This is a genomic window from Paenibacillus sp. MT86, from assembly GCF_058792535.1.
In genome coordinates, this window is sequence record NZ_CM179499.1 from 3,497,153 (window position 1) to 3,513,377 (window position 16,225).

Annotated in this window: 15 protein-coding genes and 1 pseudogene; 3 read left to right on the forward strand and 13 right to left on the reverse strand. The window is 42.7% G+C overall.

Features of this window, described 5'->3' with window-relative positions; genetic code table 11:
• Positions 1 to 97 precede the first annotated feature (97 nt).
• Together AC3RCL_RS15495 and AC3RCL_RS15500 are read right to left on the reverse strand one after the other, a co-directional pair.
• Positions 98 to 259 (reverse strand): hypothetical protein, encoded by a 162-nt coding sequence (locus tag AC3RCL_RS15495; RefSeq protein WP_492536212.1) that lies wholly within the window; start codon positions 257 to 259, stop codon positions 98 to 100.
• Between the two features lie 18 nt (positions 260 to 277).
• Positions 278 to 1,438 carry a Gfo/Idh/MocA family protein gene (locus AC3RCL_RS15500; RefSeq protein WP_492536214.1) on the reverse strand — a complete coding sequence of 387 codons (1,161 nt, stop codon included), beginning with the start codon at positions 1,436 to 1,438 and terminating at the stop codon, positions 278 to 280.
• Between the two features lie 159 nt (positions 1,439 to 1,597).
• Here AC3RCL_RS15500 and AC3RCL_RS15505 point away from each other — a divergent pair, with 159 nt between their 5' ends.
• Entirely contained in the window at positions 1,598 to 2,467 is an 870-nt protein-coding gene (locus tag AC3RCL_RS15505; protein WP_492536216.1) for a helix-turn-helix domain-containing protein, read from the forward strand.
• A gap of 96 nt (positions 2,468 to 2,563) precedes the next feature.
• Here the strand turns inward: AC3RCL_RS15505 and AC3RCL_RS15510 are convergent, their stop codons facing one another.
• Both AC3RCL_RS15510 and AC3RCL_RS15515 read right to left on the reverse strand, forming a co-directional pair.
• Positions 2,564 to 3,646 carry a nucleotidyltransferase domain-containing protein gene (locus tag AC3RCL_RS15510; RefSeq protein WP_492536218.1) on the reverse strand — a complete coding sequence of 361 codons (1,083 nt, stop codon included), beginning with the start codon at positions 3,644 to 3,646 and terminating at the stop codon, positions 2,564 to 2,566.
• Positions 3,647 to 3,983: 337 nt separating this feature from the next.
• Positions 3,984 to 4,919 (reverse strand): ketopantoate reductase family protein, encoded by a 936-nt coding sequence (locus tag AC3RCL_RS15515; protein ID WP_492536220.1) that lies wholly within the window; start codon positions 4,917 to 4,919, stop codon positions 3,984 to 3,986.
• A 148-nt stretch (positions 4,920 to 5,067) separates the two neighbouring features.
• Between AC3RCL_RS15515 and AC3RCL_RS15520 the strand changes: the two genes are divergently transcribed.
• Positions 5,068 to 5,619 carry a TetR/AcrR family transcriptional regulator gene (locus AC3RCL_RS15520; protein WP_492536222.1) on the forward strand — a complete coding sequence of 184 codons (552 nt, stop codon included), beginning with the start codon at positions 5,068 to 5,070 and terminating at the stop codon, positions 5,617 to 5,619.
• A 558-nt stretch (positions 5,620 to 6,177) separates the two neighbouring features.
• On the opposite strand, the gene AC3RCL_RS15525 is transcribed toward AC3RCL_RS15520, so the two are convergent.
• Complete coding sequence (locus AC3RCL_RS15525) at positions 6,178 to 6,561, reverse strand: MerR family transcriptional regulator (RefSeq protein ID WP_096773792.1); 384 nt, start codon at positions 6,559 to 6,561, stop codon at positions 6,178 to 6,180.
• Positions 6,562 to 6,791: 230 nt separating this feature from the next.
• Between AC3RCL_RS15525 and AC3RCL_RS15530 the strand changes: the two genes are divergently transcribed.
• Positions 6,792 to 7,547 (forward strand): SDR family NAD(P)-dependent oxidoreductase, encoded by a 756-nt coding sequence (locus AC3RCL_RS15530; RefSeq protein ID WP_492536224.1) that lies wholly within the window; start codon positions 6,792 to 6,794, stop codon positions 7,545 to 7,547.
• Here AC3RCL_RS15530 and AC3RCL_RS15535 read toward each other — a convergent pair.
• The 8 genes and pseudogenes from AC3RCL_RS15535 to AC3RCL_RS15570 all read right to left on the reverse strand — a co-directional run bounded on the left by AC3RCL_RS15535 (position 7,535) and on the right by AC3RCL_RS15570 (position 16,173).
• On the reverse strand, positions 7,535 to 7,807 hold the full coding sequence (locus tag AC3RCL_RS15535) for a hypothetical protein (protein ID WP_492536226.1): 273 nt from the start codon (positions 7,805 to 7,807) through the stop codon (positions 7,535 to 7,537). The two genes, AC3RCL_RS15530 and AC3RCL_RS15535, sit on opposite strands and share 13 nt — an antisense overlap.
• Before the next feature lie 423 nt (positions 7,808 to 8,230).
• Positions 8,231 to 9,736 carry an alpha/beta hydrolase family protein gene (locus tag AC3RCL_RS15540; RefSeq protein WP_492536228.1) on the reverse strand — a complete coding sequence of 502 codons (1,506 nt, stop codon included), beginning with the start codon at positions 9,734 to 9,736 and terminating at the stop codon, positions 8,231 to 8,233.
• Positions 9,737 to 10,420: 684 nt separating this feature from the next.
• Positions 10,421 to 10,933, reverse strand: coding sequence for a DUF6886 family protein (locus AC3RCL_RS15545; protein WP_492536230.1), 513 nt, complete (start codon positions 10,931 to 10,933; stop codon positions 10,421 to 10,423).
• A gap of 616 nt (positions 10,934 to 11,549) precedes the next feature.
• Positions 11,550 to 12,104, reverse strand: coding sequence for an MFS transporter (locus AC3RCL_RS15550; RefSeq protein ID WP_492536232.1), 555 nt, complete (start codon positions 12,102 to 12,104; stop codon positions 11,550 to 11,552).
• The gene (locus AC3RCL_RS15555; protein WP_492536234.1) at positions 12,004 to 12,723 is read right to left on the reverse strand and encodes an MFS transporter; all 720 of its coding nucleotides are present in this window, start codon (positions 12,721 to 12,723) and stop codon (positions 12,004 to 12,006) included. The genes AC3RCL_RS15550 and AC3RCL_RS15555 overlap by 101 nt, the downstream gene beginning before the upstream one ends.
• Before the next feature lie 24 nt (positions 12,724 to 12,747).
• Positions 12,748 to 13,565, reverse strand: a pseudogene (locus AC3RCL_RS15560) (MerR family transcriptional regulator).
• Positions 13,566 to 14,458: 893 nt separating this feature from the next.
• Entirely contained in the window at positions 14,459 to 14,887 is a 429-nt protein-coding gene (locus tag AC3RCL_RS15565) for a protein-tyrosine phosphatase family protein (RefSeq protein WP_492530521.1), read from the reverse strand.
• A gap of 710 nt (positions 14,888 to 15,597) precedes the next feature.
• Positions 15,598 to 16,173, reverse strand: coding sequence for a dihydrofolate reductase family protein (locus AC3RCL_RS15570; protein WP_492530523.1), 576 nt, complete (start codon positions 16,171 to 16,173; stop codon positions 15,598 to 15,600).
• Positions 16,174 to 16,225: the final 52 nt, after the last annotated feature.

The following is a 16,225-nucleotide window of genomic DNA, read 5'->3' on the forward strand; positions in this document are numbered from 1 at the left end:
TGGCTATGTACGGGTATGACAGCATGTCAAATTGTATATTGAATTGAAATGAGTAAATGTGCATTCCATCACATTGTAGAGAAATCCTGTAAACACACTACGTTATCCGCATAGCTTTCTGCTGCGCTTTCAGACACAGTTCTGCCGCCATAAAAGCGGATCGAGCGCAACAGCGGCGATGATAAATTCGCCCGGCTTCACCACCGGACTGGGGCTTCCCCTTCGGGGCATAGTTCATTCCGTCGCTTTTCTGCATCATGATAATCCTCCACCTATATCATTTTTTTTCGCCATAATTGCTTCCTGTCGTGATCTTCCCATCCTCAAAATTCTCAATGCTCTTGCCCTTTTGGTAAAAATAAGGAACGTTTAGTTGAGCACCCTCTTGCGTATAGAAGGGATCATGCTTTTGTAGCGGGAGTTGCACGTTCTCTCCCATGCTTACGGATTGGTAGATGCTCATGATCAACTCTAGCGTGCTGCGGCCGTCTTCTCCGTCGATGAGCACCGGCGTTCCATGCTCGATCGCGCTCAGCACATTGTCGATCTGACCAGTATGTCCTTCGTACGGCAAATCCGGCAATTCGTCATAGTATTTCTGGATTTTTTCTTCTAGTTCCAAATCGCGATCAGGGAATCCGTTCGGCAAGGAAGTGGAAGCCGTTACCCGCCACGGGGCAGAAATCCGTGCATACTGTCCTTGGAAGATGTATTGCTGTTCTTCTCCGTGGTGGACGACCGAGCTGGTAAGTTGCCCCAAGGCTCCATTCGGATATTTCATCATCGCGATGGATAAATCCTCAACCTCGGCATTGTCATGCGCGACATTAGCCATGTAGGCTTGTACGTGGCTAGGACGACCAAGCATCCACAGCAATCCGTCGATATGATGTACGGCATGGTTCAGCGTAGGGCCTCCCCCCTCTTTCTCCCAAGTGCCGCGCCACCATAAGTCGTAATAACTATGGCCCCGCCACCAAAAAGAATCCACTTGGGCATGCAGAATCTTGCCGGCCAGACCGCTATCCAGCACTTGTTTCAGCTTCATAATCGGATTTCTGAATCGATTCTGGGCGATCACGGACAACACCTTGCCGTTATTCCGTGCCGCTTCGATCATGTCATCACACTCCTTAAGCGACGCTGCCATAGGTTTCTCAACAATGACATGGCTTCCTGCGTTCAGGAAATCGACCGCAACCTGCGCATGAACGTACGGAGGCATACAAATGGACACGAGATCGATTCCGTCTTGAAGCAGTTCCTTATAATCGTGTGCGATTTTAGCTTCCAGTCCGTACTGCTCCCGCCTTACTTCAGCCTTCTCTGGGTAAAGATCGCATAAGGCAACAATTTTACAGCGGTCCTTAAACTGCAGATATGCTTCGATATGACTGGGCGAAATTGCACCCGTACCTATAATCGCAACCTTTAACATACGTTATTTTTTACCTCCCAACTTTATTTTTTATTTAAAAATTATATCCGGTGCAAACTTGTAAATGTGTTTTGCTATGGGGGAAAAATAACGCTAGATTGCGGATTGTATGGTATATTCAATGCATGTACGAAGACGAGGAAGAAGGAGGCAAACAAGTTGTCATTCGTTGCAAGCAACTACAGTATCTCTTCCTTGTACTTTGCCTATAGACGTAAAAGCGAAAATTACGAGCATAAAGAGACTTTCCATTCCCATCTTGGCCTTGAAGTGTTGTTCATTCATCAAGGAAGGGGGACCATGATCGTTAACAACAACAGCTATGAGATTAAGCCGGGCATGCTTTGTATATTTCAGCCCTGTCAACTCCACCACCTAAAGCTTGAATACGACGATCATCAATGCTTCGAACGTTCGATTGCGATTTTTGAACCGACGGTGTTTGAGGCTTATTTTAAACAGTGGCCCGCTCTCCATGAATTTTACAATTTTATTTATCTAGGCAATCTTCCTTTCCCTTGTTTATACGAGGTCGACGACCCGTATCTGGAAGGTGTATACAAGAGCATGAACGATCGATTCCCGACGCTGTCCGACACGGAAAAACATGAAGAAATTTCGCTGTTTCTTGTCGCACTTTTTCGCTCCTTGAAACCAATCTGGGATAAGCGGAAATTACGGAGTTCAAGTTACCAAGCCCGTAAAAATCATCGGGTGGAGCACATCTTAACCTGGATTGAGACCAATTATACGATTCCTTTCCGATTGGACGACATGGCGAAGTCGCTGCATCTATCTCCCTACCATTTATCACATCTCTTTAAAGAAGCGACAGGGATCAGCATCACGGAATACATAGCAGCCCGAAGGATTCATCAATCCATACAGCTCCTAGCGACTACAAAAAAACCGATCTCGCTTATTGCGGAAGAGATCGGATTAACGAATAGCTCTTATTTTTGCAAATTGTTTAAGTCGCAAATGGGAATCACGCCGCATCAATATCGAAAAAAATGGACGAGTACTTAAATTACGGGAATGCGCCTGATATTTATATGGACCTTAGATAAAAAGGTTGATCGTGTCAAGCATGATCAAAGATAGTACACGAACTGGGATGTAAGATCAATGATTGATATAATGGTCATATAATTGCTCGATGGTTGTAAAACGTTCGACTTCTCTACCGACCTTACCATATTCGTCTACATATTCATCCATCATTTCAAGGAACTTCTCTTTCATTACTGATAAATCACTTGCATCAAAGTACTGCATAAGATCAAATTTCTTGGTTCCTTTCTCCGCAGCCATTTCATCAAGATATCCTTGTGCTCCAAAGGCCGTAAGAAAGGCATAGGAGGCATCGTTCGTTTTAACACTGTTCAAGATTTTATTGCGGTAGTTGCACCACAATTCTTCGTAAGTTCCCCTCAGATTATCAAAAGTCGGAGCGGGTTTAACAATGAAGTTATCACACATCTTGCTATGTAACCTCGTAACGCTGTTCAACATATTAAAAGAGGCAATTCTGATATCTTCAATGGTATGAGCTTCGATGACAGACATGTATAAGGATTCGAGGTCATCTGGAACATGGCGATACGAGCGTATTTCTTCTAAATATCGCTTGACACCTCGTTTGATGCACGTGTTATTCATGCTGACCAAGGCATTGACCAAATTGTACAGAACGCCGGCAGATGCATGTCTCACTGAACCGATATTATCACCCAGCATCGTATCGCTGTATGCTTTCTTAGCCAGATCGATCCATTTTTTTGCTCGATTAAGACACGCTTCTCCTATCGGCTCCGCAAGCGCATCAAGAGCTTTCTGCCTAAAGTCGTTCAATTTCTCCAAATCCTCAGACTTTGCATAATAGAGAATTTTAAGCTCGGTTAGGCTCGACACGTTAGGACTCTCTAAGATGGATTGTGCGTGTATTCTTGTATCCCATGGGGTGCAATAGATGTCATAGCCAACGTCATCTAAGATGAAGCAATCGGATATTCCCCATCCCCTTTCCGTATTATTTATGATAATTAAATCAAGATCGCTCTTTTCGTGAAAGTCCCCGGTGCTAAACGAACCAGTAAGCCCAATAATTGCGATATCGTCTTGAAAATCTCTTCTTGCGCGTTCGATCACCATGTTGATCAGCAGTTCATTTTTGTCCAGCAGCTTCTTCTTTATGATTTCGTTCATTCGTTACACCCCTTCGTATGAGCTGGCCGTCCTTCATCACAACAACCTCAACTAGAGTCTATCGATTTAGAGGTGCGGTTGCTATGTATAAGTTGATTTAATTCATCTTTGCACAAAATCCGCTAAACCGTCGATATGACGATTAAGCGGATTACAGTAGTTCTTTTTTCTTTATGCTTTCGCATGACAAGAAATGCCGATCCGCCAATAAACAGTCCGTTAGCTTAATGCCTGCAGCAAGTTTAGCTTTGTACCTCCGTTTATGCGGGCATCCGCTTATTGTTCTGTGAATTTGAAGGATTTAATGGAAAATAAATCAAACATCACCATAATACTTTTAACAAAAATATGACTGAAGATGAATTTCCGATTTGACATCATATTGATTTAAAAATTTCATTAAATCATGACTCAGCTGCACAATCTCATTATTCGCATTATTCGCATAATCCGGCAACATCATATCCCTAACCATTTTAGTTCGTAGCCATGTCATAAAGAAAAGATCCAAAAATAAGTTTGGAAATTTAAGCACCATTTTAAGCATTGGTGGATCAATTGAAACGCCAGCTTTTTGTATTGCCAATAGATACGCTTTTAAAGTGGCTGTTATTTTGCGTGCCGTCTTTCTGGTTCCGATTCTTTTTTTGTCAATTATCTTATTTTCAGAATGCAAAACGCTCAACATGGCAATGTCTGATACGGAATGTGTGATGAGATACGATTGCATATCCTTTTTAATAACGTACGGAAGCTTTGCTGTTTTAAATAATTTTGCGAGGTTTTCTATGCGTTCTGTCACTACACCATTAATCTCTCCAAATACAGTTGCCATTATAAACTTTGGTAGAAATCGTGCATGCAATACTCCATCTTTAATCTGTCCGCCGAAGCCGGGAAAAGCGGGTAAAAGTCGATCCCCTACAATATCCAGCCACGAAGAAAACCAAATTGAATTACTAGTCATCGTAACTATATGTTTGCTTTGATTATCTTTTAGCGCTAACAACGCTGATTCGGACCGATCATAACGAACGGTGACGAAAATAAAATCGTATATATCGTCATTTTCGAGCGAATCAATGACCTTCACTTGTATAGATTTAACTGAACCTTTTTCTGTATACTGCAGGCCATTTTCGCTTAATGATTTAAATCTTTTTGAATGTGCAAACAGCGTAACGTCAAACCCTGCTTCAATAAGCTTCATTGCGTACATGCTCCCGATGACACCTGCACCAAAAATTAAAATTCTGTCTTGTTTTGCTGACATGAAAACCACCCCTACTTATTAACATTTCCTTTGGATTATCAGACAACATGTTGTATGATGTGATCATAAATCTTTATTATTCCTTGATCAACCATCAGTATTTTAGAATTTGTCGGATGATATTTTTATTGGCTAGTAGGAGGGTATCATGAAAAAGCAGCCCCAAATAATGGAGAAAACAAGACAAACGTTTATAGAAGTTTTTTGTGAATTATATAGCCAAAAGCCGATTGAAAAGATTTCGGTTCAGGAAATTGCGAATAAGTCAGGATATAACCGCAGCACCTTTTATCAATACTTTACTGACATTTACGAATTGTTAGACTATGTTGAAAATGACTTATTAAATGACATGAAAAAAGAATTGGCGAATAAAGAGCTATCGATGCATACGGATCAAGATACGCTCTATTGTCTGGATAAAAGAGAACATCTCCTGATCCTTAATGCCCTTTTGGGTGATTATGGAAGTACCCGTTTTTTAAAACGCTTAAAAAAAGAAATCACTTTGGATCAATTAGAATTAAACGTTCCGCAAAACCATTCCTTAACGCCATACTTCATTGAGTTTTACCTCACAACTTCCCTTTCTCTATTTCGTCTTTGGCTCCAGCGTCAAAACGACTTATCGTCAGAAGAATTTTTCAAGTTAGTGGAGAACCTATATTCAAGAGGGATTACGCCCTATTTTAAAGAATGAGCCTGTCATTCAAACCGAATCCATATGTTGTATAACTATAAAAAACGCGCATAAGACAGCCTGACTAACTATAGCTTAATCGCAACTTTTCCAAAACCCAAAGGGAAACACACGATCGATGACCGGATGCAGTTGATTCGCTGTAATCGCATGATTCAGTGTCTCAAACATTTCTCGACTGCCTCCATTGATTCTTTGAATGGTCGGCTTTTTCAACATAACCGAAGGAACATTAAATTTTCTTGGCATTTATACCGGTCCGAAAGGCCATCCTCCAAGACGACGCCTGCTGGTTTACCGCAACGGTCCCCTTTCGCAAAAGCATTTAACGTATACACTTCCACATTCATGTTCCTCTCGTCCTCTCCTTATCTTAAAAAAACCGATGTGCGCAACCGTACGTCCTACTCGATGCCATGAAACGGTTGTCGGGGCTCCCGCGCTATTTGGAATCGTTCCGTATCTGTAACATCGTTGAAGTTCATTAAATTTGACCGATATTTCGGATTATACAAAAATACAAAGTCGCTAGATTAGCGACTTTGTATTTGGGCATAATCAAATTTTGATGTTAGTTCGTTCAATCTGAGATTCTATTACATCATATAGAGCAAGTTTATAGTTTATTTTATCCAAATTAAAATATAGCTCTCTTATGCTTTTCTCAATTTCTTTTTTATGATGGAGCATCATCATTTTTCGTTCCGAAATCGTCGAATCCCCTTCTTTATACAAGTAGACATACTTCTGAATTTGAGCAATCGGCATTCCTGTAGCTCTAAGCGCAGTAACGAAGTGAATCCAGCTTAAATCATTTTCGTCATATAACCGCTTCCCATTTTCATTTCTCTTCACATGTGGAAGCAGCCCCTCCTTTTCGTAATATCGAAGTGTGGGAGCCGCTATTCCTGTCAATTCAGTCACTTTCCTTATAGTCAACATAAATAAAACTCATCGCCTCCTATTAAAGTAAACTTTAATTAATTTTTTGGCATATCTAATTAAATAATCCAAATTTATGCTGTGAAAGAAGAAGGAAGATAGGATGAAATCAATTATTTCACTGTTTCATTATACACTTTTTCTTCAGTGGAAAAGTCTTGACTTAAAGTGAACTTTATAATCTATGATAACAATGTAATTAAAAATGAGCCTGGAAGGATGAAGTTACAATGAATAATATCTCAATCGTCTCTGGTGGTAGCCGTGGACTTGGTCGCAATACTGCCATCAGTATTGCCCGTCATGGCGGTGATGTCATCTTGACCTATCGTAGCCAAGCAGAAGAAGCAAAGTCTGTTGTTGCTGAGATCGAATCTTTGGGTCGTAAAGCAGTGGCATTACAACTTGATGTTGGAAATATTGCCAGCTTTGCGGTCTTTGCTGAGACAGTACGTTCGACCCTGCGGTCAACTTGGGATCGTACCACTTTCGATCATTTAGTGAATAATGCCGGCCACGGAGAAATGATAGACTATGCCGAAACTACAGAAGCTCAGTTCGACGGCCTGTTTAATGTGCATGTCAAAGGCGTATTCTTCTTGACCCAGGCTCTTCTGCCGCTTCTTGCAGATGGTGGTCGTATCGTGAACTTCTCATCGGGACTCACTCGCGTTTCTTATCCTGGCTTCTCTGCCTATTCCGCCGCAAAGGGCGCGGTCGAGATTCTAACCATCTATATGGCCAAAGAACTTGGTCACCGAGGCATTACCGCTAATACCATTGCACCTGGAGCAATCGAAACCGATTTTCTAGGAGGTTCTGTACGCGACATACCTGCTTATAATGACACGTTTGCCTCGATGACTGCCCTTGGTCGAGTCGGCGTACCTGAGGACATTGGTCCTGTAGTCGCCAACCTGCTTGGATCCGACAATCGCTGGGTTAATGCGCAGAGAATCGAAGTCTCGGGTGGTCAGAACATCTGATCGCAAGTAATAGCAGCAAAGACAATCCGTGATACTGGGGCTGTCTCCGAACGAATACGACCATATTGGGTAAGAATAAGTCCCACCCCCATCTTGGTCGTAATCGTTTCTCCCAAAAAGAGAACGCTGATCACGATCGCAATGAGAGGGACCAGAAAATTAAACGATCCGATTTTGCCGGCTTCGCCTCCACGCACTTCTTGTCGAATATATTGCGAATCATTGGTGAGAAACATCCGGGGCTGACATTTGAACTTCACGAAGGAACCATCGAAGAGATTAAAAAATGGCTAGAATCCAGAATCAAACCATCCATATTACGGATCTGGACAATGAACCTATGATTGTGTGCAAAGGTGGGTTCGTAACGCCGATTTTTGAGTTATTTAAGCAATTTGGAACCACTTTGTACGCCAAATATAACAGACACAACATAAACACGGCATTAAGCGTGATTCAAGAAGAACTGGGAATCTCGATCGTATCGAAACTTCTTTGTCGCTATCGACACTGCCACCTAATGTCCGCATCCGGACAATTAATCCGCAGCCTTTTAGAGACATTCTCTTGGCAGTTACTTCATTAAAGGAGGCTTTACACGGGACGAAACTGTTCCTTCAGACTGCACGAGAGCTTTATTGATCGGGGGATCGAAATGGTCCTAAATTTACTTGTTCCATCATTTATAACAGCGAGGTTGCGAACTTCATCTCGGGAAAGCGGCTATCCGGTCCTTTCATTAAGTTTCCACCTTGATTTTTCAGATACATGTCGAAGAAATCCAGCATATAGGCATTAATAACGGAGCTCGCTCGTTCGGGTGCTATTTCCCCTGTAATGCCCAGTATTTTGAAAATAGGAGAAATGAATTGGACATCGGTAAAATTCAAATGCTCCGTATTTTCAATATAAAGGACTTGTCCCCCTTCGCTGACCGTTTCGCGCATCCGTTCAAGCTCCAGCTTTTTATCTTCCGTTACCTGATCCATCCACTCTCTTGTTGAGCCCATACGGTCAAGCTCTGCATCCGTGTAAACTCGGTTATCCCTCACCTTTTTTAATTGTTCAAATTCGCTTTCCGAGTGGATGAATAAAAACGGCTTTTGCAGACCCTTTCTGTCACGCAGTCGGTACAGCCCTCCGTCCAAGTCTATTCCAGCCGTGATTCGCGGATCGTAAGAAGCGTCATAGGCCGTCGCTCCGCCGATGGAATGACCAAACACCCCGATATGCTTAAGATCAATCTTCCCTTTAAATCGACTTGGAATCTGCCCCGATTGGATAAGCTCGAACTGGTCCAGCGCAAAAGCCACATCATCTGTTAAAACTTTTCCCAATTTGTCGCGGTTTCCGCTTTCGGTCCGATAATCGTGGTCGGGCGAAAATAAGTCGTTGGTTGTGCTGGTCGTGATTCGACCATCCGGAAACTCAGTTGCAAATGTATTGAAGGTGTGGTCGATCACGGCCACGATATATCCGTGACTCGCGAGATTTTCGGCTTGCGACGTGTGGAGGAACCTAGAAGAGCCGAAGCCGGGATTCGCAAGGATCAGCGGGTATGAAGTCTGTGCTGAAGAGACTTCGGCCCCCGAATAAGCATGACTGGCTACGTACTTCAAGTGTTGAAAAGTATACCCGGGAAGGCCATAGTTCGCAGCCATATAACGTAAAATCCGGGTATCTGGAATAAAGGAAGCATACTTGCCGGAGCCCGCTTGGGCCGGATACCATACCTGAACCATCAATTCCCTCTTGCCTGTCGCGGTTGTGCCAAATGTCTCCTCTCGGCTTGAATCGATGAAATGAAAGACTTGTGTACTTACCTTCAGCTCGCCAGTTGGCTCCGGAAAGTTGAATACGGGAAACACATATAGGAAGCATCCCGTTGCGATTAACCCAAACCCGATAAAAAGGCGGCCCAGCACCCTACGGTTTCGCGAAGCAGTCTTAACGGCTGCAGGTTTTTTGAAAGCGTCTTTCAGTGATAGAATAAGCATCATGAGCGTAAATCCGTATAAAAATAATAGCTGAGCCCTGTATCCTTCGACTAGCAAATGGATTACTAAAAAAATGGAGCCTGCTCCGCTTGTCAGGAGCAAAGCTGATCTTCGGATACGCTGATTGACAATGAACTGGATTGCCAACAAACACGCACTCGAAAAGAATAGCAGCATTTCAAAAAACCTCACGCCAACTCCCCCTTAAAAATAATCCTATCAAGGGAGTATTTTAGAGGAGCAGCCAGGTTGGTACCATTGATTTAGATGACAATTACCTTACACGCTTGTAAGATTGACGATGATGCGCGCAAGGACCTGATCATCCAAGAATAAATCCTGCACTTTTATTTAAAACACCTACACTTATGCGTTCCCATTGAACCATCGAGTTTCGTTAATTAACGACGATAAGACATTCTATAGTCGACATTAAAATATCCCGCGCCAGGATTAGGAAATGGCTGAAACAGGATTGCGTACAGGCTACAAAAATATCAGTTACTCACCCACTCATGTAACATGTTCTTGTCCTCGACAGGAAACAATACTTGTTCCAGCTCCTAAAGAGTCTACAAGTCGCCCCATAGGACGACTCGCTTCTCGACTTCTCAGCCATTTAGTTCGATGATAATAGGACAGCACCCAGCACACGCCGTTTCGGTCGGTAACGATGGCCAACAGTCGGTTAAACGGAGCCTCATATGCTTCCGAGTTAATCATCCCTTCGGCCGCAAATTCTCCTTAGATCCTTTGGAACGCCTCCTCTGTCTCGATTCTTCTATAAAACTGCCCGTTAGCATAATTAAGGCAGCTGATCAATTGACCGGCTGCCTTCTTGTCTTTGTTAAACTAACGTTTCGCAGTAAGCTTAATTTAGAGTCTCTTTGCGTTATTAAATCTATGTATCCCATATCCAGTGAAGTCGGAAGCTAATATTGCTTCCTTAAGCGGGTATAAATTTGATGTGATTCTTAATTCAATTCCTTTTTGGAATAATCTCTCCAACAAATTCTCATATTTTTCAACTGATTTGGGTTTCACTACTTGACGAGAAATGTAGTAGCCAGCTGTTTTATCAAAAAGCTCAAAACCCTCATCGTCAAAACCATATCGAAATATGCTTTGCTTTGATATCCTCGAATACCAGTCACTTTCTACTGTAATTATGGTATTGGCAATAGAATTATTAAAGAAGAGTTGTAAATGTTGGTCTGTTGTCGCCTCATCTTTTCTACACACAATTCGGGGACAATCCCTAGGGAAATAGTACGTAAACTCGTGCTCTTCATCAAGTGCCCAAACTACCGCAGGAAAATCCGGACGATTTTGCTTTTCTTTTGGCACAAATATATGGATACTATCGTCTTCACTGAAGTGAAAAAGCATTTGCGTCCCCCCTCGTCCCATTTATTGTTATATTCCATAAAAATATTGGATTATCCTGCTCATTAGCTTAATGAAACGGCAGGGAAATCTAGTCAGATCCTCATCTAATCGGTAATCGGCTCATGTTCTTGTCCTCGCCTCGGTACAAGAACTTGTAGCCGATAAAACAAAAAAAGTCGCTGCAATAGCGACTTTTATGGGAGCATGTTCTTGTTCCTCGACATCAAACAATGAACTGGCTGGAGGCCGGTTCATATATAAGAGCTACACATTTATCTTTCGACCATTCACCTTTCCCTTTTTCGGGTGCGGAACCCGCCTACCTCAACTAGCACCATCAGCCCCCCTTTATACGAGCCCCAGCCTTCACCAACATAGTGCCGCAGCCTCAATTAGATTGGCCGGTTCTCCTATCAACACAGTACCTTGTCACGATCAGGGAGCAGCTTAACCACGGTACTTTATTATCTCGACCTCCCGCGATCAACAGCACTTTTGGTTTGTAGAAATATTGCACGTCGCCCACAGTTGCCACCCACCGAAATCGGTGCTTCACGCCGACGAAACTGCGCACCGTCTCCTGGACTGACTCAATCGGAGTCCAGTCCATTTCTTATTAAGAAGCCATAGGAGTTTTAATCCTATTGCTCATTTTTTTAAATAACAAGATGGAAAGAAGTAAAGCTATGCATACAGCGGCCAAACCCAGCCAATTTAAATACAGGACAGATGTACGACTGATGACAACCCCGCCTAGTCCAGATCCCAATGCAAAACCAAATTGGATGAACGAGGTATTTACGCTAAGGGCGATGTCTGGATTTCGAGGTGCTAGAGTAACCAGATATAGTTGCTGGGCAGGGGAAATACTCCACGTTGCTAACATAAAAATCATTAAATTCAAAATTAATACCAAGAGATGGACACCGGCTAGAGCGAATAAAAGAAGAGTCGCCCCTTGTAACAGGAGCCCGAGACATATGGTAAATTTCGATCCCTTTGCATCGGCCAATTGTCCACCCACTCTTGATCCGACAAAGCTGCAAACTCCCGCCAGGAATAAAACACCGCTAATTTGGGCTATGGAAAGAGAAGATGTAGCTTGCAAGAAAGGCGTAATATAAGTGAACAGTGAAGAATAGCCGCCGATATAAAATAAAGTAATAACCAAGGCGGTCAGAATGGATGAATTCCTTAGAAATGGAGAGCTGCATTCTGAGGGTAACCTTTTCTTCCTCTTTGATTGCCGGAACCTTTTTATAGATGATAAGTAATGGAAAAACACTTAATAATCCGATTAATATAAATAGAATTCTCCAGCCAAACATCTCACTAAAAAATGTGCCCATGGGAACACCGAGCACTAGCGAGCTGCTAAGCCCCATCAAAATAATACCGATAGCATTGCCTCTTCTTTCTTTTTCAACGAGTCGTGTCGCTACTGCCATGGCCACTACGGTTGCGATTCCTCCGCTAGCTCCTTGTATAATTCGTACCCATAGTACTATTTCATAAGGAAGATCTACCAACATAAATCCATTGCTGGCAATGAATACGCTTAGGGCGGTTATCAGAAGCTTTTTCCGATCTGCATTGATCGTCACTGCAATCAAAATCGGAGCGACAACGGCCGCGGCAAGAGCAAACACAGTCACCAGTAACCCAGTTTCGGAAGTTGATACTCCCAAGTCCACAGCCATCATCTCAATGATTCCTGTAATAATATATTCAATGGTTCCAATCAAAAAAACGGCTAGTGCCAAGACGTAGATGATCCCTTTATTTTTCAATTTATTCCAACCCACCTTCTTCAGTTATCTATTTAGTATTGGAATTTGTATTTCGATGAATTGTGCATCTCGTTCTGGAGATAACGATATATACAGTTCTCTACCCGCTTCGTTTTCTTTGATCTGATAGTTATTTTTCTCAATCCATTTCGCTATATGGGCACAGGCCGCAACATCAAATTTTGAATTTGAATGAAAAGCCATTGTAGCCATCATCGGTTCAGGAGGAAGAATCCGTTGTTGAAATGGCTCTAGAGATGATTGGAGCTCGCAGGTTAAGAAATAACCGACTTCAAACTCAAACTCATCCTCTTTTCCGTCTATGTTTTTCCATAAAACAACTTGAGGGCCTTGGATCAACTGGCGAATTTCCGTTGTTAATAACAGATCCAATTGATGAAATAACCCTGGAATGTCTTCTTCACTTCCGTATGCTTTTTGAAAAAGAAATGTTTGTGCACCTTCGGCTTTGATTCGTATATCTTGGCCAGTTTCGAATTGCCCCTCTCTTTCTATAAGCTGCATACGCTCCTCAATCCTGACAAGTTTGGCTTGTTCCTAATCGATATTTTGCTGAATTTCGCTTCTTTTCAGCTTAAACATGCCTTGAATATTCTCCAATGTAATATCTTCCTGGAGCAGCTGTGTGATTTGGGGCAATGTAAACCCCAATTCCTTATAAATAAAATTCGATTGAGCTCAAGAAGCTGATCTGCTGAATAGTACCGGTAGCCAGTATCGTGATCTACCTTTCTCGGCTTAAGTATGCCAATCTGGTCGTAATAACGCAGTGTTTTTAAAGAGACCTTGCTTAGCCTGGAAAATGCACTGATTTTGAACAAAATATCATCTCCAATCTGTAACATAATGAGAGTATACAGTTTCCTGTGCAGGGGAAAGTCAAGCCCTTATAAGATATACAACATGACATAAGAGTACGGTTTCCAGGAAACCGTACTCTCTAGCTCTATCCATATATATTCGACTTTAGTTTACTGGCCGAGAAGTGCAACAATCAAACTTACGGATTCGGCTCGGGTTGCACGAGCCTGGGAGCGAACAGCCCTTGTCCTCTTCCTTGAACCAGTTTTGCTTAAACTGCTGCGGTCACGTATGGTCTTGCCCATGCAGGGATTTGATCTGCATCGGTAATTTCGGCCTTCGCTTCCGATTCCAATCGAAGCTTTTTGGCTCTGACGATCATCACGATTAGCTCCAGGCGGGTCAATTCATTTGCCGGCCATACATTTGATTGGCATGTAACAAAAATATTCGATCAACTTTCTGAGGTTGCCCTGTTTTCAGGATGATGACATAATGTCGCAAAAAAACTGACACTATGAAAATTTCTTTTAGTGGCAGGTTGTAATAAGTACTATAAATTAAAATAAATGATTTTGCTAAATTGTAGAACGCAATAGTAAGGATCGCTACTACCATAAGAAGAAGTGACCCTTTAATTATAGTACTGGTTTGATTTTTCTTTAGACCATTTTTAATTTGTTTGAAACTAAACCAAATCGTAAAGACCGCTACAAATGAATAGAATATTATTCCTATAGTAATATCTATCATCTATTTCCTCCTATTACTCATTGTGCTTTGACAACATGAACTTGATTACATAAATATATAAAGCCGCATAATTAGCGGCTTCTAATGTCACTATGATTTTGTCACCTGACAGTTAACCATTGTCTACCTCACGGCGTTATCCTCCACCTATAGGGCCCCCCTATTTGAAACGAGAGACAAAGCGGCGTTGCCAAGGCGTCTCAACAGCTCGTGGACTGTATTGCTGCCGAATATAGTCGACAGCTTCATGATTGGGTAATCCATCAATCACAGCGAGACAGGCTAGTGCCGTACCTGTTCGTCCAATCCCGCCCCCACAGGCGATTTCAACCCGTTCAACTTCAGCCCGAGTCCATGCTTCACGAAGCGCATCAACGGCTGCAGCCTTGTTTGTTGGCAGCCAGAAGTCCGGCCAAGGAATCCAGCGGCTTTCCCAAGTAACGGGCGCTGGTTGTCGTCCGAGCAGGTAGAGTGCAAAAGTGGGCTGAAGCCCTTGGGGAAGTGGACGTTTTAGTGCTCGGCCGCGGACGAGTCGACCTGAAGGAAGGCGCAGCACACCTGACGATTCGGGGTTCCATGTATCATTCATAGTGTCACCCTCCTAAGGATTTAAGAACACGTACAACTAAACATTCCTTTGAAGCTTGACATTGCATTCTGACGTTGTCGCAGTGACGTACTCCACATAATTCACAGAGCCGTTAAAGTTCAAATAAGCTTCATAACGCATGCGGATTGCGGGTAAAGTGATCAAATCCAGAACATTTTCCTTTGGAACCCACCTGCATTCGCTAGTTTCTTCAGTCGATTCAGCTAACTCTCCACCCACAGCTTTGCACACGAAATCAAACATGACCTTCGTAGGAACATCTGTTTCACCGTCATGCCACTATTGAATCGCTGTATATTTATTCCACGTGTTTCATGTACTTCCCTGCTTTCATTATTATATGCTTGAAGTTACTCACCGAACGATTGGACTATCCTGCCCGTTATAATAACAGGGCGTCTGCCGCTGTCGATGTCAATATTGGGAATGTAACCATGTTCTTGTCATTATGTTTTGACAAGAACTTGATAACATAAATATAAAAAGCCGCATAGATTGCGACTTTCATAGTCATCATGTTCTTGTCCCTCGACAGGTGTCTAAATAACAAGCGGGCTTTTCCCTATTCATCACGGCTGTGGCAATAGATATCGAAAAAGGTAGCCGACTTTGGAGTCGGCCGGCTACCTTCAATTTCTTCATTGAGATATATCGTGTCCCGTTAGCGTAATCTACTTTTGGAGACAGAGTCATCGAACCGTCTGGTAAACGAGGCCTATAGCTCCAGAATCAAATGTCTTGTTTTCGATAAGTTTAAGATTGACCTTCTCCTTGAGACCTTGGAATAACGGCAACCCGCTGCCGATCAGGACGGGAGAAACCGTAATTTTATACTCATCTATTAAATCAAGCTGCATAAGGTAGTGTGCGAACCTAGGACTGCCGAGGATGACCATATCCTTGCCTGGCTGCTGTTTGAGGTTTTTGATCTCTTCCTCGACATCTTCTTTCACCAGTCTGGAATTGTTCCATTCGACTTTCTCCAGCGTCTTGGAAAAAACGATTTTGGCTGTCTTTTCGATCCACTCGGCATGATTAAGTTCATGCTGCGAAGCTGATGGGTTCGAGGGCACAGATGGCCAGTAACTGTGCATCATCTGATAAGTTCCACGTCCCCAAATGACAGTGTCGGCAGTACTCAGAATTTCTTTCGCGTGCTTCTCCAAATCAGCATCGTAAGCAACCCAGCCAATGTCCATTTCACCGTTCGGCCCTTCTACAAAACCGTCAAGCGATGCGTGCAAAAATAGAACGAGTTTTCTCATTTTCAGTTCTCCTTTGTTCATGAGGGATCTCTACATTAACTACATTATAGGA